Origin of the sequence: Salmonella sp. NW884, assembly GCF_051700745.1 — a bacterium.
Taxonomy (GTDB): Bacteria; Pseudomonadota; Gammaproteobacteria; order Enterobacterales; family Enterobacteriaceae; genus Salmonella; species Salmonella enterica.
Map to the genome: position 1 here is coordinate 339,058 of NZ_JAMMDE010000004.1, position 19,041 is coordinate 358,098.

Genomic DNA, 19,041 nt, shown 5'->3' on the forward strand with positions numbered 1-19,041 from the left:
ATTGATTAATGCGCTTTGCCTTGCCGAAGGTGTGCATAAGACCGATGATAAACGGCTGAATGTCCGCTGATGCAGACGTATTGGTTCTGCGGATTGCGCACAATTGTTTGAAAGTAGAGCAATTTGTAAGCCGGATATGTTGTTCTGGTCGCCATCCGGCAACGCTAACTCGGGTTTTGCAACAATCAGGCTTGGTGATTTATTCAGTTGCCAAACCCGCTTGAGTATTGAGATAATTTTCAGTCTGACTCTCGCAATATCTTATGAGGTTTCAGTTCATGTCCTGCTGCGCTGGGTGTCTGTGAAGCGGGTTTACCATTAACGAATAGTCTTAGTAGTACCGAAAAAATGGCAGAGAAACGCAATATCTTTCTGGTTGGGCCTATGGGTGCCGGAAAAAGCACTATTGGGCGCCAGTTAGCTCAACAACTCAATATGGAATTTTACGATTCTGATCAAGAGATTGAGAAACGAACCGGAGCTGATGTGGGCTGGGTCTTCGATGTTGAAGGTGAAGACGGCTTCCGTAATCGTGAAGAAAAAGTTATCAACGAATTGACGGAAAAACAGGGTATTGTGCTGGCAACCGGCGGTGGCTCTGTAAAATCGCGTGAAACGCGTAACCGTCTCTCCGCGCGTGGCGTCGTGGTCTACCTTGAAACGACCATCGAAAAACAACTGGCGCGCACGCAGCGTGATAAAAAACGCCCGCTGTTGCAGGTTGAAGCACCGCCTCGCGAAGTTCTGGAAGCGCTGGCTAACGAACGCAATCCGCTGTACGAAGAGATTGCCGACGTCACCATTCGCACCGACGATCAAAGCGCTAAGGTTGTGGCAAACCAGATTATTCATATGCTGGAAAGCAACTAATTCAAGCAGAATACGCTGGGTAAGCGGGCACAAGTAACTAAGGTGGATGTCGCGTCATGGAGAGGATTACAGTCACTCTCGGGGAACGTAGTTACCCGATCACCATCGCGGCTGGTTTGTTTAACGAACCAGCTTCATTCTTGCCGCTGAAATCAGGCGATCAGGTCATGTTAGTGACCAACGAAACCCTGGCGCCGCTTTATCTGGACAAGGTTCGCGGCGTACTTGAACGGGCGGGCGTTAACGTAGACAGCGTGATTCTTCCTGACGGCGAGCAGTATAAGAGCCTGACGGTGCTGGATACGGTGTTTACGGCGTTACTGAAAAAACCGCATGGTCGTGATACCACGCTGGTCGCGCTTGGCGGCGGCGTGATTGGCGATCTTACCGGTTTTGCGGCGGCCAGCTACCAGCGAGGCGTACGTTTCATCCAGGTGCCAACTACCTTACTGTCGCAGGTTGATTCTTCCGTGGGCGGGAAGACCGCCGTCAACCATCCCCTTGGCAAAAACATGATTGGCGCGTTTTACCAACCCGCTTCTGTGGTTGTCGATCTTGATTGCCTGAAAACGCTTCCCGCACGCGAACTGGCATCGGGACTGGCAGAGGTGATCAAATACGGCATTATACTTGACGCGGACTTCTTCACTTGGCTTGAGGATAATCTGGATGCGCTGTTGCGTCTGGACGGCCCGGCGATGGCGTACTGTATTCGTCGTTGTTGCGAGCTGAAAGCCGAAGTTGTTGCCGCCGACGAGCGTGAAGCGGGCTTACGTGCTTTACTGAATCTTGGACATACCTTTGGCCACGCCATTGAAGCGGAAATGGGATATGGCAATTGGTTACATGGTGAAGCCGTTGCCGCAGGTATAGTGATGGCTGCGCGCGCATCCGAGCGTTTGGGGCAGTTCAGTTCTGCTGATACGCAGCGCATCATCGCTCTACTCGAACGGACCGGGCTGCCAGTCAATGGCCCTTGCGAGATGTCCGCGCAGGACTATTTGCCGCACATGCTGCGAGATAAAAAAGTGTTAGCGGGGGAGCTGCGTTTAGTGCTTCCGCTGGCCATAGGGAAAAGTGAAGTGCGCGGCGGAGTGTCGCACGAAGTCGTTCTTAGCGCGATTGCTGACTGTCAGCAGGCGTAACAACAAGAAAGGTCAGACTGATATTGCGTAGATGTCAGTCTTTTAGCTTCAGGTTATGTGCAATGTCGTAAGCATTAACCTTTGAGTGGGGTGTTAAATGGATGAATTCAAACCAGAAGACGAGCTGAAACCCGATCCCAGCGATCGTCGTACTGGTCGTTCTCGTCAATCTTCAGAACGCGATAATGAGCCGCAGATCAACTTTGATGACGTTGATCTGGATGCCGACGATCGCCGTCCGACGCGTACGCGTAAAGCACGTAGTGAAGAACCTGAAGTTGAAGAAGAGTACGAATCCGATGAAGACGATACGGTGGACGAAGAGCGTGTTGAACGCCGCCCACGTAAGCGTAAAAAAGCGGCCCATAAGCCAGCCTCTCGTCAGTACATGATGATGGGCGTTGGCGTACTGGTGCTGCTGCTGTTGATTATCGGTATCGGCTCCGCGCTGAAAGCCCCCTCTACGTCTTCCAGCGAGCCGTCGGCCTCTGGCGAAAAGAGTATCGATCTTTCCGGTAACGCCGCCGATCAGGCGAATGCGACCCAGCCTGCGCCGGGCGCCACCTCCGCAGAACAAACCGCGGGCAATACGTCGCAGGATATTTCGTTGCCGCCGATTTCTTCAACGCCGACGCAGGGACAGTCGCCTGTGGTCGCTGACGGTCAGCAGCGCGTGGAAGTGCAGGGCGATCTGAATAATGCGCTGACGCAGAATCCAGAGCAGATGAACAATGTTGCGGTGAACTCTACGTTGCCGACGGAGCCTGCAACCGTCGCGCCAGTTCGCAATGGCAGCACGACGCGTCAGGCGGCGGTTAGCGAACCTACTGAGCGTCATACCACGCGTCCGGAACGTAAACAGGCCGTCATTGAACCTAAGAAACCGCAGACCACGGCGAAAACCACGCCTGCGGAACCGAAGAAACCGGTCGCGCCAGTGAAACGCACGGAACCGGCAGCGCCAGCCGCGACGCCGAAAGCGACCACCACGACGACTGCGCCGCAAGCGACGGCAAGCGCTGCGCCGGTACAAACCGCGAAGCCAGCGCAAGCCTCGACGACGCCTGTCGCAGGCGGCGGGAAAAGCGCTGGCAACGTTGGCGCATTAAAGAGCGCGCCATCCAGCCACTACACATTGCAGCTCAGTAGTTCTTCAAATTACGACAACCTGAACGGTTGGGCGAAGAAAGAGAACCTGAAAAATTATGTGGTATACGAGACGACGCGTAATGGACAACCGTGGTATGTGCTGGTAACGGGGATGTATGCTTCGAAAGAAGATGCTAAACGTGCGGTGTCCACCTTACCTGCCGATGTGCAGGCGAAAAACCCGTGGGCAAAACCGTTGCATCAGGTTCAGGCCGATCTGAAATAATCCAGGCTGTGTCCTGCAATTGCCTGTGAGTGTCGCTGACAGCTATTTTTGTTCAGGACAGGCGCGAGGGGCGCATTTGCTACCGTCAAATGCGCCGTAAAGCAACGCGGCACAGCCTAAAGCGCAGGATGCTGTCGGAGCTTTCTCCACAGCCGGAGAAGGTGTAATTAGTTAGTCAGCATGAAAAAAAATCGCGCTTTTTTGAAGTGGGCAGGGGGAAAATACCCTCTGCTTGATGATATCAAACGACATTTGCCAAAAGGCGAGTGCCTTGTCGAACCTTTTGTGGGTGCCGGATCGGTGTTTCTTAACACCGACTTTTCTCGTTATATCCTCGCCGATATCAACAGCGACCTTATCAGCCTCTATAACATCGTGAAGTTACGTACTGACGAGTACGTACAGGCTTCGCGCGAGCTGTTTATGCCTGAAACTAACCAGGCTGAGGTCTATTACCAACTCCGTGAGGAGTTCAACACCTGCCAGGACCCCTTTCGTCGGGCGGTACTGTTTTTATATCTGAATCGCTACGGTTATAACGGACTCTGTCGCTATAACTTGCGCGGGGAATTTAATGTACCGTTTGGTCGTTATAAAAGACCTTACTTCCCGGAAGCGGAGTTGTACCACTTTGCAGAAAAAGCGCAGAATGCGTTCTTTTACTGTGAGTCATACGCAGACAGTATGGCGCGTGCGGACAAGTCGTCGGTGGTCTATTGCGATCCGCCTTATGCGCCGTTGTCCGCCACGGCTAACTTCACAGCGTATCACACCAATAGTTTTAGCCTGACGCAACAAGCGCATCTGGCGGAAATCGCTGAGAATCTGGTCAGTAACCGGATACCGGTGCTCATTTCCAACCATGATACGGCGCTCACACGCGAGTGGTATCAACTCGCAAAATTGCATGTCGTCAAAGTTAGACGCAGTATAAGCAGCAACGGCGGCACACGTAAAAAGGTGGACGAACTGCTGGCTCTGTACCAACCAGGAGTCGCAACGCCTGCAAGAAAATAATTCTCAAGGAGAAGCGGATGAAACAGTATTTGATTGCCCCCTCAATTCTGTCGGCTGATTTTGCTCGCCTGGGTGAAGACACCGCCAAAGCGCTGGCTGCCGGTGCTGATGTTGTACACTTTGACGTCATGGATAATCACTATGTGCCGAACCTGACTATCGGCCCGATGGTGCTGAAATCCCTGCGTCAGTACGGTATTACCGCGCCTATTGATGTCCACCTGATGGTCAAGCCAGTCGACCGTATCGTGCCCGACTTTGCCGCCGCTGGCGCGAGCATCATTACCTTTCACCCGGAAGCCTCCGAACATGTTGACCGCACGCTACAGCTGATTAAAGAACACGGCTGTAAAGCGGGGCTGGTATTCAACCCGGCAACGTCGCTCAGTTATCTCGATTACGTCATGGACAAACTGGATGTGATCCTGCTGATGTCCGTGAACCCAGGCTTCGGCGGCCAGTCTTTTATTCCGCAGACGCTGGATAAACTGCGCGAAGTGCGTCGCCGCATTGATGCCTCCGGTTACGACATTCGCCTGGAAGTGGACGGCGGCGTGAAGGTGAACAATATCGGCGAGATCGCCGCAGCAGGTGCGGACATGTTTGTTGCGGGGTCGGCAATTTTCGATAAGCCTGACTACAAAAAAGTGATTGATGAAATGCGCAGTGAGCTGGCAAAGGTAAGTCATGAATAAGTTGCAGAATATTCGGGGCGTCGCCTTTGATCTTGACGGTACGCTGGTGGATAGCGCGCCGGGTCTTGCCGCGGCGGTGGATATGGCGCTGTATGCGCTGGAACTGCCGGTCGCGGGCGAGGAGCGCGTGATTACCTGGATTGGTAACGGCGCAGACGTATTGATGGAACGCGCGCTGACCTGGGCTCGCGAGGAGCGCGCCACGCTGCGTAAGACGATGGGGAAACCGCCCGTTGATGAAGATATTCCTGCCGAGGAACAGGTACGCATTCTGCGTAAACTGTTCGACAGGTATTATGGCGAAGTGGCGGAAGAGGGCACCTTTTTATTTCCGCATGTCGCCGACACGCTGGGCGCGCTGCACGCCAGCGGATTGTCATTAGGTCTGGTGACGAATAAGCCGACGCCGTTCGTCGCGCCGTTGCTGGAATCGCTTGATATCGCCAAATACTTTAGCGTGGTTATCGGCGGCGATGATGTGCAAAATAAGAAGCCGCATCCAGAGCCGTTGTTGCTGGTGGCAAGCCGACTGGGCATGATGCCGGAGCAGATGCTTTTTGTCGGCGATTCGCGTAATGATATTCAGGCCGCAAAAGCGGCGGGCTGCCCTTCGGTTGGCCTGACATACGGCTACAATTATGGCGAAGCGATCGCCCTTAGCGAGCCGGACGTCATTTATGACAGTTTTAACGACCTTTTGCCCGCACTTGGGCTTCCGCATAGCGATAACCAGGAAATAAAAAATGACTAAGCCCATCGTTTTTAGTGGCGCACAGCCCTCAGGTGAATTGACCATTGGCAACTATATGGGGGCATTGCGTCAGTGGGTAAACATGCAGGATGACTATCATTGCATCTACTGCATCGTAGACCAACATGCTATTACCGTGCGTCAGGACGCGCAGCAGCTACGTAAAGCGACGCTGGATACGCTGGCGCTGTACCTGGCATGTGGTATTGATCCTGAAAAGAGCACTATTTTCGTTCAGTCCCATGTGCCGGAACATGCGCAGCTTGGCTGGGCGCTGAACTGCTATACCTATTTCGGCGAGCTGAGCCGTATGACGCAGTTTAAAGATAAATCTGCGCGCTATGCGGAAAACATTAACGCCGGTCTGTTTGATTACCCGGTGCTGATGGCGGCAGACATCCTGCTGTACCAAACCAATCTGGTGCCGGTAGGCGAAGATCAGAAGCAGCATCTGGAACTGAGCCGTGATATCGCCCAGCGTTTTAACGGGCTGTATGGTGATATTTTCAAAGTACCGGAACCGTTTATTCCAAAATCCGGCGCGCGCGTGATGTCGTTGCTGGAGCCGACGAAGAAAATGTCCAAATCGGACGATAACCGTAATAACGTAATCGGCCTGTTGGAAGATCCGAAATCGGTAGTGAAGAAAATCAAACGAGCGGTCACTGACTCCGACGAGCCGCCGGTAGTGCGTTATGATGTGAAAGAGAAAGCGGGTGTCTCTAACCTGCTGGATATTCTTTCCGCCGTGACCGGTCAGAGCATTCCTGAACTGGAAAAACAGTTTGAAGGTAAAATGTATGGCCATTTGAAAGGCGAAGTGGCGGAGGCGGTTTCCGGAATGCTGTCTGAGTTGCAGGAGCGCTATCACCGTTTCCGCAACGACGAAGCGTTCTTGCAGAAGGTGATGAAAGACGGGGCGGAAAAAGCCAGCGCACGTGCGGCCGAAACGCTGAAAGCCGTTTACGAAGCCATTGGCTTTGTGGCGAAACCGTAACGGTAATTGCTTGCCCGATGGCGCTAGCTTATCGGGCCTACCAACGAGCGTAAGTTGGACAAGGCATCTGTGCCGTACCGTTTATCAGACCTGTAAAAAAACCGGGAAAATCCCGGTTTTTTTGTATCTGCGCAGTCGTTTCTATTATTGATCGGCAGCCGGGCCGCAACCGCCAATAATTTTAGAAATAGAAATTGCAGGGTGCAGCAAATAATCGTAGCTGCAGTTATTTTTTTTGTTTTCGATATGACCAGTACAAGCAGTGAGCGTCGCCAGAACCCCTGCCACAACGGCAATTTTTACAAATTTAAACATTTCAAAATCCTTGTTGATAAAACGAGCACTACTGGTGGAATAAATATAAGATCTATTTAGCGTATAGTACGATAGCAATTATTAAACTATACAGGTAGTCCAAATAAGGACTTTATCTTTACCAGGGGATATGATTTAAAAAGGCCGCTTAATAATAAGCGGCCTGTATTAGTGTTATATAATGTCGTTTATTTAACGAAATGTTTTCTTAACGTTAAGCATAAAGCCTTTATCGCTGATACCGTCCTCCTTCCACTGGTATGCATCCAGATGTAGCGCGGTATCATTGCTGCTGTATTTCACGCCGATGGTTGCCAGACCATTAACGCCGCCGCCTTTTTGACCGTCATCCACGCCGAACGATTGACCTGCCGCACCCTGTAATGACGCTGTACGCTGGCTCTTGCTGTAGCTCAGGTTCGGGCCGCCTTCCAGGGTAGCGGTGGCGCTCCAGCCGTCTTTCCCGGCGTAATCCAGCTTCATACCCACAATGGAATCCACCGCCGTTTCGCTGCCAGAGTTCATCGACAGGTTAAAATCGCCAGCGTTGCGCTCTTTGTAGCCATCTTCCATGGTGTGACGGAATTTCACCCCTGCATACGGCGTCACTTTCAGCGCATCGTCCATCAGGGAGAAGGTTTTCGCCCCCTCGCTACGGAATTCCATGTACTGCTGACGAGCATCGGAATCGGCAATTTTGTTAACATCGCCATAGGCGACAGAACGGCTGCTGTCGAGGTTGTGTACGTCATAACGTAGGCTGTTATTCCACGCCAGACCTTCATCAAACGCCATGCTGTGCTTCAGACCAAAGAACTGGCTGTAGCCGCCGGTCAGGCCGTTGTCGCCCGCTTTTTGCGAACCATCGCCGTCCAGACGGGCGATACCGTATTCCAGCGTCAGGTTCTGGTTTTCGGTTAAGTCCAGTTTCTGACGCAGCGCCAGCATGTCGTACTGGGTGTCGTTGCCCAGCTCGGCGCGTGGGTCGCCTTTCGCCACCACGTTAAACGCCAGGCCGTCTTTAATCTGCGGCGCGGCGTCGGCCAGCATATTGAAGCGGTTGCTTAACACCCGGGCTTCACGGAATACCGTGGTGGCCTGGCTGCCGCTGACCTGTTTCAGGGCGCTGTTCAGCTCGGCGGTAGTACCCACGTTGAGGCTGGTGTACAGCTCGTTGTTGGTGTAGCCGGCGTCCAGCGCCTGCGCCACGTCAGACACGCTACCGTCGGTCGCCACATCGGCATAGGCGTTTTTGGTCATGGTGACGTCAACGTTGCCGTCGCTGTCCTGGCTGCCCTGGGCGTTCCACACCACGCTGGTGGACTGGATAGCGGAAGCGTCGGTGAGGTTGCTGCCTTCCACCACGTTGTCAAAGCTGACGGTGGTGTCGGCGGTGCCTGCGGTGAAGCCGGTATTGATGCCCACGCCGTCCATGCTGGCGTTGCTGACCTTAAGCTTACCAGCGCTACCGTCGGCGCTGGTACCAACCACGTAACCGTTCAGGTCGTTGGACGCGCCGGACGTGTCGCCGGCGGCGGAGCCGGAGGTCGTGTTGCTGCCGGGTTCAACAGGCGTTCCCGGTAACGTATAGTCGGCATAATGCGCCTCGTCGCTGTTGCCGTTATTACCGTTTGTCCCTTCGACGTTAACGCTGTCACCCTGTTTAATAATACCGGAACCCGTTACGCCATCGGCAATGACTACCGTCCCGTTATTAACCACATGCCCCGCACCCGCCACGCTAAACGCGTAAGAGTTATTAGCGTAAATATTAATGGTGCCGTTGTTCTCAATGACAGCATCAGCGGTGGCATTTTTATCCAGCGCCATCGCGACCATGCCGGTGTCGGTGGTGCCTTCAGTACCTAAATTGATCGTATTGTTATTGACCAGTTGCGCATTCTTGCCGCCATACATGCCGTAAGCGTTATTACCGCTGATATTCATGGTGCCGTCGTTGACCGCCACGTAATTGTTATAGGCGGAGAAATCGACGGCGCGGCCATTATCCGCATCGTAATTGATTACGCCGTTTGACTGGTTCCAGAAGAAAGCGTGTTTATCCGGGGCGTTACCTGCGCCACCGCCAGCATAAGCCAGTGCCGCAGTAGTGGCATTTACCGTACCGTCATTGATAAATGCCGCTCCCGCGCCCCAATAGTTAATCGCGCCCTTATTGGAGGTTGCCGTAAGCTCCATCGTCCCGGTGTTGTACAGCGTTCCGTTATTCGCATTCAGGTGAATGGCATTTTTGTTGTTATCAAGGATTAACGTACCGGTATTAAAGAATTGCGCGAAATCATTGATTTCCAGCATGGACGCATTTTTAGCGTCAGTCGCGGAGCCAAGATAGAACGTGCCGTCGTTAATGATTGCACTGTTAGCGCCAGTCACTTTTGCGCCGGAAGTCATCGTGCCATCCGTGCCGTTAGTTAATACGCCGTTGGTCGTCAGGCTACGGCTGTCAATGGTGCCATTATTAACGATATCGCCGCCATTTTGCGTCAGCGCACCGTTTATGACGCCGTCATTGACAAGGTTGCCGGATACCGTGGTGTTGCTATTGATAACGCCGCTGTCGTTGTTGGTCAGCGTGCCGCTATCCAGGACGGTAATGGACTCGCCGCTGACCACTCCGGCATTATTAACGTCTCCTGTCACAATCGCTTTATTACCAAGCGTTGTACTTGTTCCGGCATCGGCAATCGTAGCGCCGTCTGTGTAAGGGATAGAAACGTCACTGTTTGTTGGATTGTACTCGTCGCTGTCCTGGCAATCGTCGCCAAAACAGACGGTGCCGTAGTTAACAATCAGGCTATTGCCGTCGGTCAAGAAAGGCTTGCCGTAATCGGCATAAGTATTGATTTTGCCTGTGGTATCGTTGACAACGGTTCCGCCGTTGAGCGCCGCCATGCCTACCAGTTGATTCGGGTCGGTCCCTTCAACGCCCGCATCAGCGGTCAGATTAATCACCCCCTGGTTAATGGCGGTGCCGCCGTTAAGCGCCATCATGCCGAACCCGGCGTTATTGACGTTAATGGTGCCGGTGTTGGTGGCGGTGGCATCGCCATAACCGCTGTCGGTGGTGCCTGCGACCATTGCGGCGCTGGTGACATAAAGTTTCGGTGGCGTCCAGTAAGTTTTGTCGGTGATGTTATTTTCATCATCCAGCGTCGGGACAAAGCCGTCCAGGTAGATATCACCAGCGTTGAGCGCCGTGCCTTTGCTGGCGGATACGCCGTATACCCCTGCGCCCTGCAAATATATGGTGGCGCCGGCGTCGTTACTCACCTCGCCGTAGCCCTCTGCCAGCATGGCGTACAGGGTATTTTTGTACCAGATTAGTGGGAAGTTGCCCGCGCCGGTATTTGAAAACGGAGTTAATGATGAAACTAAGGTGATTGTCCCTTCCGCTTCATTATTAACGGTGGAACCCTGGCCGTTAGCCGCGGCGATCGCATTACGGCTGGACGTCCCTGTTGTGGCATACGCGGTAATCTTGCCGCTGTTTTGTGCCTGTGCGCCGCTATCCGCCAGTAATAAAGCGACGGCGCCATCGTCAACGACAGTGCCCTGATTATTGATTGAGGAGCCCTCGCCGCTGGCGGTTAACAGGGCCTGCGTCATGTAATAATTAGAAAGAATAACCGTTTCATTGATATTAACCGTTGAGTTTTGATCTAACGTTAAGTTGCCGCCATTTCTCACATTCGCCAGCGTCACCGCGCCGCCGGGGACGGTGGCAATATTGAGCGTGGATTCACCGCTTAGCGTTACGCTACTGTCTCCGCTGATGTTTATACCGGTAACGGCTGATTCGAGGCCGTCAGCATCTTCGGTGTAGTTGATATTAATACCGCCGGCTAAGTCCACGGTATTGCCATCACCTGCCACATCAAGGCCAACGGTATTCAGATATTGTTCGTCCACGTTACTCATATCGCTGACGTTAATATTGAGCGTGCCGCTCAGGTCCACCGCATTATTGCTGCCGCTGATAGACATCCCCATAAGGGTATCGCTGCTGCCGGCCATCACGCTGTCTTTGTCATAGTCGCCGTTGACCGTGACGCTGCCGATAATATTCAGCGTGTTGTTATTCCCCGTCATGTCGAGGCCCGTCGCGCCACGATAAACGTTATCCCCGTCCTCTGTTGCGGTGACATTAATATCGCCATCCAGCGTCGCCTGCGACGCATTGCCGCTCACCAGCGCGCCGGTGCCGTTAAGGCTGATGTTAATATTCCCCTTGTTTTTGAAGGTGTTTTGTTCGCCTGCGACCACAAACCCCACTGAGTCTGCATCACGCACGGTGGCGTTGCCGGTATTTTTTGCCTCATTTCCGGTGCCGTAGGTGATGATGCCCATCGCGCCGCCGGTGACCAGCAGATCGCCCGCCTGGGTCAGGCTGCTATTGTCGCCATTAATAATCGCCGCCGCAGAGCCTGCGCCATCGACGGCGATATCGCCGGTATTGGCGATACGGGCGTCGTTGCCGTCAATTCGCGTACCAATGGCGCCGCCGGAAATAGTCTGATTACCTTCATTGATAATGAGCGCATTGTCGCCGTCGATATACAGCGCCGTTGAGCCCGTGCCGCTGACGGTGGTGTCCCCGGCGTTATCGATAACCGCGTTATCGCCGGTGATGTGAGCACCGGTGCCGCCATCGGTGATGGTCATATCACCGTCATTGTTGACGCGGGCGTTATTGCCGTCAATGACGGTGCCGGTGGAGCCTGTGCCGTTGATGGTGGAGGTACCAGTATTCTTAATCGTGGCGTTGTCGCCGTCGATGATGATGGCGGTGCCGCCGCCGCTCACGGCAATGTCACCGGCGAAATTGGTGGTGGTTCCGTTGCCGGAAATCAGCGCGCCGGTGGCGTTGTCCACCGTTGAGTGGCCTGAAATGGTGTTGGTGGTGCCATCGCCAGTGATCACCATGCCGATGGCGCCGTCGGTCACACTGGAACCCCCGGTGAGCGTGTTGACGGTTCGATCGCCGGAAATAATCACGCCGGTGCGATCCTGACCGCTGATATCCATGCCGCGATCGGAGGTATGCGCCTGGTCATCGCCGCTGATAACGGTGGTTTTATCGTCGGCAAGGATCAGATAGCCCCGGCTGTCATACTTCCAGTAGAGACCGTTTTCCTGGGTGCCTTCAATCACGGCGGCATTGGCGTCGGTCACGTCCCAGCCGGTGACGTTCAGCGTTTTGCCGTCCAGGGTGGTGAGCTGCCACTGGTTGTTCTGTTCTGAATAATTCCACACGGCACCCTCGAGAACGCTGCCGCTATCCAGTTTGAAGCTATCGAAGGCCAGGGTGTCTTTGCCTTTATCGATGGTGACGCCGTTGCTGAAGGTTATAACAGAGTCATCCGGGGGCGTGTCGTCGTCATCGGGCGGGGTCACATCGTCATCGCCGCTATCATCGGGCGGGGTCACATCGTCATCGCCGCTATCGTCGGGCGGGGTCACATCGTCATCGCCGCTATCGTCGGGCGGGGTTACATCGTCATCGCCGCTATCATCGGGCGGGGTTACATCGTCATCGCCGCTATCATCGGGCGGGGTTACATCGTCATCGCCGCTATCGTCGGGCGGGGTGACATCGTCATCGCCGCTATCATCGGGCGGGGTCACATCGTCATCGCCGCTATCGTCGGGCGGGGTGACATTGTCATCGCCGCTATCATCGGGCGGGGTCACATCGTCATCGCCACTATCGTCGGGCGGGGTCACATTGTCATCGCTGCCATCGTCAGGCGGGGTGACATTGCCGCCATCGTCGGGCGTAGGGGGAATATAAGAATGAGTAGAATCTCCGCCACCGTTATTTTCAACGCCAATAGCCACACCCGCGACCAGTGCGGCAACGCCGCCAGCAACCCAGCCCCAGTGATTATCATTTTCAGGTGTAGCAAGGCAGGTCGGTGAGAGTTTTGCGCGTTTTTCTTTAGGCAGGGAGGAGATATTACTGGGACATTCTTTTTCATCATCGTTATTTTCTGCGGCGATGGCCGGAATGTAATAACTTTGTAGCGTTAAAGCGATAGCGATAGAAATAAGTTTTTTCTTTTGCATAGGGTTCATCCTTAATTAATATTTTCCTTGCGTACTAAACATATGCAGAGAGCGATACAGGCAATGATGAAATGGCCAGAAGAAAAATTATGATTTAGTGTTTATTTTATCACCCGATAACCAGGCCAGGTCAAATTGAAGGCTTAACGATATTATTTGTTGGGTGAATGAATAATGGGTGAATTTGACGAATGAAAGGGTTTTTACGCAATATAATTGCTATTTAAATTCGTTTGGTGTATTTAAAATGGATTGCTTAATTCAATTTTAAGTAAAAATAATTTTAGATTACGAGTAGTTGTAAAATAAAGCCCTGAATAACAGGGCGTTATTTTAATTAATGATTAGAGAACCAATTTAATTTATCGCGTAAGGCTACCACGCGACCAACGATAATCAGCGCCGGGCTTTCAACCTGTTGCGCTAATTCACCGAGCTGCGTCAGCACACCGTGGACGACGCGTTGCTTCACGGAGGTACCGTTTTCTACCAGCGCAACCGGCATATCGGCCTGCATACCGAATGCGATCAGTTTTTCCTGGATAGTCGCTGCCTGATTCAGCCCCATGTAGAACACCAGCGTCTGTTTTTCTGCCGCCAGGTTTTCCCAGTCCAGCTCGCCGCCGGTTTTCAGGTGGCCCGTGACCAGACGTACGCTCTGTGCGTAATCGCGATGGGTTAGCGGAATACCGGAGTAGGCGGAGCAGCCGGAAGCCGCGGTAATCCCCGGTACTACTGAGAAAGGAATACCGGCATGACACAGCGTTTCCAGCTCTTCGCCGCCGCGACCAAAGATAAAGGGATCGCCGCCTTTCAGGCGTACCACGCGTTTACCTTTTTGCGCTTCACGCAGCAGGATCTGGTTGATTTCCTCTTGTGGGACGCAGTGGTAACCCGCGCGTTTCCCCACAAAGACCCGATCGGCATCGCGGCGTACCAGGTTCATAATGTCGTCGGAAACGAGGCGATCGTAAACCACGATATCCGCCTGTTGGATTTGTTGTAATCCTTTCAGCGTAAGCAGCCCGGCATCGCCCGGCCCGGCGCCGACCAGCACGACTTCGCCACGGTGATCCAGCGGTTCGCTAAACAGGCGTTCGGTTGTCGCGTTAACCGCTTTCTCATCGGCATTCGCCAGCGACTGCGCCAGCCGGTCATTGACGAAAAATTTTTCCCAGAAGCGACGACGTTCGCCCATGGTGGCAAACTGCTTTTTCACCCGGGCGCGGAGTTGCCCGGCATAGCGCGCGACCTGCCCCAGATGCTGCGGCAGCAGCGATTCCAGCTTCTCGCGCAGCAGACGCGCCAGCACCGGGGAAGTGCCGCCCGAGGAGACGGCGACCATCAGCGGCGAGCGGTCAATAATGGAGGGCATGATAAAGCTGGCGGCTTTCGGCGCATCCACCACGTTGCAGAAGATACGGCGTGACTCCGCCGCGTCGCTGACACGCTGGTTGACGGTATCGTCGTCAGTGGCCGCGATCGCCAGCCAACACGAGTCGAGAAGCGTTTCGTCGAACGGTCCCTCAACCAGAGTCAACATGCCTTCATTTGCCCATACGGTGAACTGTGGAATAAAGGTCAGCGCATTGACCGTTAAACGTGCGCCTGCTTCCAGCAATAACCGTGCTTTGCGTTCTGCGACATCGCCACCGCCGACGATCAGACAGTCGCGGTCGCGTAATTGACAAAATATAGGCAAATGGTCCACGACATTACCCCTTAATGGTTGGCTGTAACCTTAATTTGGTTGGTTTTTTGCGGAACAGGACGCTCCGATTTCGGCGTAGCATACCAATAACCCAATCCCATGAACACGACGCCGGACAAAGTATTGCCCAGAGTGACCCATAATAGATTGTGTCCGATTCCGGACAGGGTATAGGCGTCGCTGTGATGACCAAACCAGGAGAGGGCAAACAGCGTCATATTCGCGACGGAGTGCTCGTAGCCGGAAGCGATAAACGCCAGCAGACACCACCAGATAGCAAGAAATTTTGCCGTACCTTCGGTGCGGATTGCCATCCAGATTGCCAGACAAACCAGCCAGTTACACAGCGCGCCTTTGAAGAACAGTACCGTGGCGGGCGCGGTGGTTTTCGCCAGCGCGACTGAGTGAACGATACTGGTATCGACCGGCAACAAACTGCCGCCGCCCCAGCTGTAAAGCAGGGCGACAAACACGGAACCAACCAGGTTGCCGAGCCAGGTTTGCGGCAAAATTGCCCACATTTGACCGTGGCTGATGGTGCCCGCTTTAACGCCGAGCGTCAGGAACATGGTGTGACCGGTAAACAGTTCAGAACCCGCGATGATAACCAGCGTTAAGGCGATACCAAAGGTTGCACCCATAACCAGAGGACGTACGGACGGGTCGAGCAGATTGCCGAGGGTGAAAATAAGAATGATGCCGAGACCGACATAAGCCCCGGCCATTGCCGAACTGACCCAGAAGCCGAGCGGATTATTCGCCGACAGGCGTGCGATGCGCGCAGCGTTAGCCGCACACTTATTGATAGTGTCTGTAAACATTTGATTATCCTTGAAGTACAAAAAATAAAAAGAAATCGTAACCGTAGGCCGGATAAGGCATTTATGCCGCCATCCGGCAATGTGCTTTTGCAATTGCCTGATGACGCTACGCTTATCAGGCCTACCAATAAAAGACCTACAAATACGTCAAAAAAGGGGAGGCGTTGCGCCTCCCAAAAATAATTAACCGCGCAACTGCACCACGCCGTCTTTCACCCGCGCGTCGTAATGTTTCACAGAGAACTGCTCATCTTCCATGCACAAACCATCGCTCAGGCGGAAGCGCTGCTTTTTCAACGGGCTGGCGACCCACAGTTCGCCCTGGTGTTCCGCAATCAGCCCACGAGACAGCACACTGGCCTCAAAGAACGGGTCGATATTGCTGATCGCAAACACCTGGTCGCTGTGATACGGGCGGAAAATCGCAACTTGTTCAGTACCTAACAGGGCACAGACGCCTGTTGCAGGCAGAATGTCATCGATTTTGCAGATGTTTTGCCACTGGCTCATGCGTTTTCCTCCACCAGAGTCACCGGGATACGCTCATAAGGCGTTGCCGGACGATGTTGTTCACGTTCAGGCACAACCTGGACGTTCGGGTCGCGTTTGTCGCTGTTGATGAAGTGCTTGAAGCGAACCTGCGCGGATGGGGTGTTAACGGTTTCTGTCCACTCGCAGACCACCGCTTCACGCAGACGGGCCATCTCTTCTTCCAGATGTTCGTTCAGGCCCAGCTTGTCGTCGATGATGACCGATTTCAGATACTCGATGCCGCCTTCCAGGTTGTCTAACCATGGTGCGGTACGGGTCAGTTTGTCGGCAGTGCGGATGTAGAACATCATGAAGCGGTCGAGATACTTGAGCAGCGTTTCGCGATCGAGATCGGCTGCCAGCAGATCCGCATGACGCGGTTTCATCCCGCCGTTACCGCAAACGTACAGGTTCCAGCCTTTCTCAGTGGCGATGATACCGACATCTTTACCCTGCGCTTCCGCACATTCACGGGTACAGCCGGAGACGCCGAACTTCATTTTGTGCGGGGTGCGAATGCCTTTGTAGCGGTTTTCCAGCTCCACGCCGAAACCGACGCTGTCGCCCACGCCGTAGCGGCACCAGGTGCTGCCGACGCAGGTTTTCGCCATTCGCAGCGCTTTGGCGTACGCGTGACCGGTTTCGAAGCCCGCTTCAATCAACTGACGCCAGATTTCCGGCAGATCGTCTTTTTGCGCGCCGAACAGACCGATACGCTGAGAACCGGTGATTTTGGTATAGAGGTTAAACTCGCGGGCGATACGACCCACGGCCACCAGACCTTCCGGCGTGATTTCACCACCCGCCGAGCGCGGGATCACCGAGTAGGTGCCGTCTTTCTGAATATTCGCCAGGAAGTTATCGTTGGTATCCTGCAACGGCGTGTGCTGCGGCTTGAGGATGTATTCGTTCCAGCACGACGCCAGTAGCGAACCGACGGTTGGCTTACACACTTCGCAGCCGTAGCCTTTACCGTGTTTCGCCAGCAGTTCTTCAAAGGTTTTGATACCTTCCACGCGGATTAAGTGGAACAGTTCCTGACGAGAATAAGCAAAGTGCTCGCACAGGTTGTTGTTGACTTCAATACCCTGTTTCGCCAGTTCGGCGTTCAGTACCTGCGTCACCAGCGGGATGCAGCCGCCGCAGCCGGTTCCGGCTTTGGTTTCCGCTTTCAGCGCCGCCACGGTATGGCAGCCTTTATTGATAGCGGCGATCAGATCGCCTTTAGTCACATCGAAGCAGGAGCAGATCTGCGCGCTGTCCGGCAGTTTATCCACGCCGATAGCGGGTTTACCACTGCTCGCGTGCGACGGCAGGATCAGCGAATCCGGGTTTTCCGGCAGTTCGATGGCGTTCAGTACCAGTTGCAGCAAATTGCCGTAATCGCTGGTGTCGCCGACCAGTACTGCGCCGAGCAGCGTTTTGTTATCTTCGCTGACAATAAGACGTTTGTAGACTTCTTTGCTTTCATCGAGGTAAACGTAGCTACGCGCGCCCGGCGTGCGGCCATGCGCGTCGCCAATCCCGCCGACGTCCACGCCCAGCAGCTTCAGTTTGGCGCTGAGATCCGCGCCTTCAAAGGCGTTTTCACTGCCGAGGATATGGTCAACGGCGACCTGGGCCATTTTATAGCCCGGTGCGACCAGACCGTAAACGCGGTTGTTCCAACTGGCGCACTCGCCGATAGCGTAGATATCCGGGTCGGACGTCTGGCAGGTGTCGTTAATCACGATCCCGCCGCGCTGCGCGACGGCCAGACCGCACTGGGTAGCCAGCTTGTCGCGGGGGCGAATACCGGTAGAGAAGACGATAAAATCGACTTCCAGCTCGCTGCCATCGGCAAAACGCATAGTCTTACGCGCTTCGTTACCCTGCTGAACAATCTCTTGCGTGTTTTTACTGGTGTGTACACGCACGCCCATGCTTTCGATCTTGCGACGTAGCTGCTCGCCGCCCATCTGATCGAGCTGTTCCGCCATCAGCATTGGCGCAAATTCAATGACGTGCGTTTCCACGCCGAGGTTTTTCAGCGCGCCAGCGGCTTCCAGCCCCAGCAGACCGCCGCCGACCACCGCCCCGCGCTTGCTGCGGCGGGCGCAGGCTTCGATAGCGTTGAGGTCTTCAATGGTACGGTAAACGAAGCAATCCTGGGTTTCGGAGCCTTTAATCGGCGGAATCCACGGATAGGAACCGGTCGCCATGATCAGCTTGTCATAATAAACGGTACGACCCGCGCTGGAGTGAATCACTTTCTCCTGACGGTTAATGGTAATTGCGCGTTCGCCAACCAGTACCTTTACGCCGTGCTTCTCGTAAAATCCTTCACGCACCAGAGAGAGCTCTTCCGCGGTGTGGTGAGAGAAGTAGGATGACAGGTGGACACGGTCATAGGCTTTACGGGGTTCTTCACAGAACACGGTAATGTCGAACAGGCTAGCGTCGGATTTATCAAGGAGATCCTCAATAAAGCGGTGGCCGACCATACCATTACCGATAATAGCGAGTCTGACTTTGCTCATTTTTGCCTCGATTTCTTTTCTATTACCGCCTACCTTAACGATTCAGCAACCCCGCTTATTGATGTAAATCAAATTCACCTTTATATACCTCTTAATGGGTATATGGCTGATTTGTCTGGATTTTTATAAGTGGCGGAATTGTCAGGCTTTTCAGGTTTGTACAAATAACATACAAAATGAGGGGTTTTTAGGCCAACAGGCCTACCC

General features: G+C 53.9%; 13 protein-coding genes. 7 read left to right on the forward strand and 6 right to left on the reverse strand.

The genetic code is table 11. The annotated features are described in order from the left end of the window. Positions 1-348 precede the first annotated feature (348 nt). The 7 genes from aroK to trpS all read left to right on the forward strand — a co-directional run bounded on the left by aroK (position 349) and on the right by trpS (position 6,850). Positions 349-870: a shikimate kinase AroK gene (gene aroK, locus NA197_RS12160; protein ID WP_000818621.1), complete on the forward strand. Its 522-nt coding sequence runs from the start codon at positions 349-351 to the stop codon at positions 868-870. Positions 871-926: 56 nt separating this feature from the next. Further along, complete coding sequence (gene aroB, locus NA197_RS12165; protein ID WP_064043393.1) at positions 927-2,015, forward strand: 3-dehydroquinate synthase; 1,089 nt, start codon at positions 927-929, stop codon at positions 2,013-2,015. 97 nt (positions 2,016-2,112) lie between these two features. Next, the gene (damX, locus tag NA197_RS12170; protein ID WP_064043392.1) at positions 2,113-3,390 is read left to right on the forward strand and encodes a cell division protein DamX; all 1,278 of its coding nucleotides are present in this window, start codon (positions 2,113-2,115) and stop codon (positions 3,388-3,390) included. A 180-nt stretch (positions 3,391-3,570) separates the two neighbouring features. Beyond that, complete coding sequence (dam, locus tag NA197_RS12175) at positions 3,571-4,407, forward strand: adenine-specific DNA-methyltransferase (RefSeq protein WP_000742132.1); 837 nt, start codon at positions 3,571-3,573, stop codon at positions 4,405-4,407. A gap of 17 nt (positions 4,408-4,424) precedes the next feature. After that, positions 4,425-5,102: a ribulose-phosphate 3-epimerase gene (gene rpe / locus NA197_RS12180; protein WP_000816285.1), complete on the forward strand. Its 678-nt coding sequence runs from the start codon at positions 4,425-4,427 to the stop codon at positions 5,100-5,102. Next, entirely contained in the window at positions 5,095-5,853 is a 759-nt protein-coding gene (gene gph, locus NA197_RS12185; RefSeq protein ID WP_001038037.1) for a phosphoglycolate phosphatase, read from the forward strand. Before rpe ends, gph begins: the two co-directional genes overlap by 8 nt. Further along, positions 5,846-6,850, forward strand: coding sequence for a tryptophan--tRNA ligase (gene trpS, locus NA197_RS12190; protein ID WP_000165562.1), 1,005 nt, complete (start codon positions 5,846-5,848; stop codon positions 6,848-6,850). The genes gph and trpS overlap by 8 nt, the downstream gene beginning before the upstream one ends. 144 nt (positions 6,851-6,994) lie before the next feature. Here trpS and NA197_RS12195 read toward each other — a convergent pair whose 3' ends face one another. The 6 genes from NA197_RS12195 to nirB form a co-directional block, all read right to left on the reverse strand. After that, positions 6,995-7,165 carry a YhfL family protein gene (locus NA197_RS12195; protein ID WP_000472323.1) on the reverse strand — a complete coding sequence of 57 codons (171 nt, stop codon included), beginning with the start codon at positions 7,163-7,165 and terminating at the stop codon, positions 6,995-6,997. Between the two features lie 192 nt (positions 7,166-7,357). Next, positions 7,358-13,252, reverse strand: coding sequence for an autotransporter adhesin BigA (locus tag NA197_RS12200; RefSeq protein ID WP_438796691.1), 5,895 nt, complete (start codon positions 13,250-13,252; stop codon positions 7,358-7,360). A gap of 337 nt (positions 13,253-13,589) precedes the next feature. Then, positions 13,590-14,963 carry a siroheme synthase CysG gene (gene cysG / locus NA197_RS12205; protein ID WP_000349895.1) on the reverse strand — a complete coding sequence of 458 codons (1,374 nt, stop codon included), beginning with the start codon at positions 14,961-14,963 and terminating at the stop codon, positions 13,590-13,592. An 11-nt stretch (positions 14,964-14,974) separates the two neighbouring features. Continuing rightward, positions 14,975-15,784 (reverse strand): nitrite transporter NirC, encoded by an 810-nt coding sequence (gene nirC, locus NA197_RS12210; protein WP_000493576.1) that lies wholly within the window; start codon positions 15,782-15,784, stop codon positions 14,975-14,977. 183 nt (positions 15,785-15,967) lie between these two features. After that, a complete protein-coding gene (nirD, locus tag NA197_RS12215) occupies positions 15,968-16,294 on the reverse strand; it encodes a nitrite reductase small subunit NirD (RefSeq protein WP_064043244.1) in 327 nt (108 codons plus the stop codon). After that, on the reverse strand, positions 16,291-18,834 hold the full coding sequence (gene nirB / locus NA197_RS12220) for an NADPH-nitrite reductase large subunit (RefSeq protein ID WP_064043243.1): 2,544 nt from the start codon (positions 18,832-18,834) through the stop codon (positions 16,291-16,293). The genes nirD and nirB overlap by 4 nt, the downstream gene beginning before the upstream one ends. Positions 18,835-19,041 lie beyond the last annotated feature (207 nt).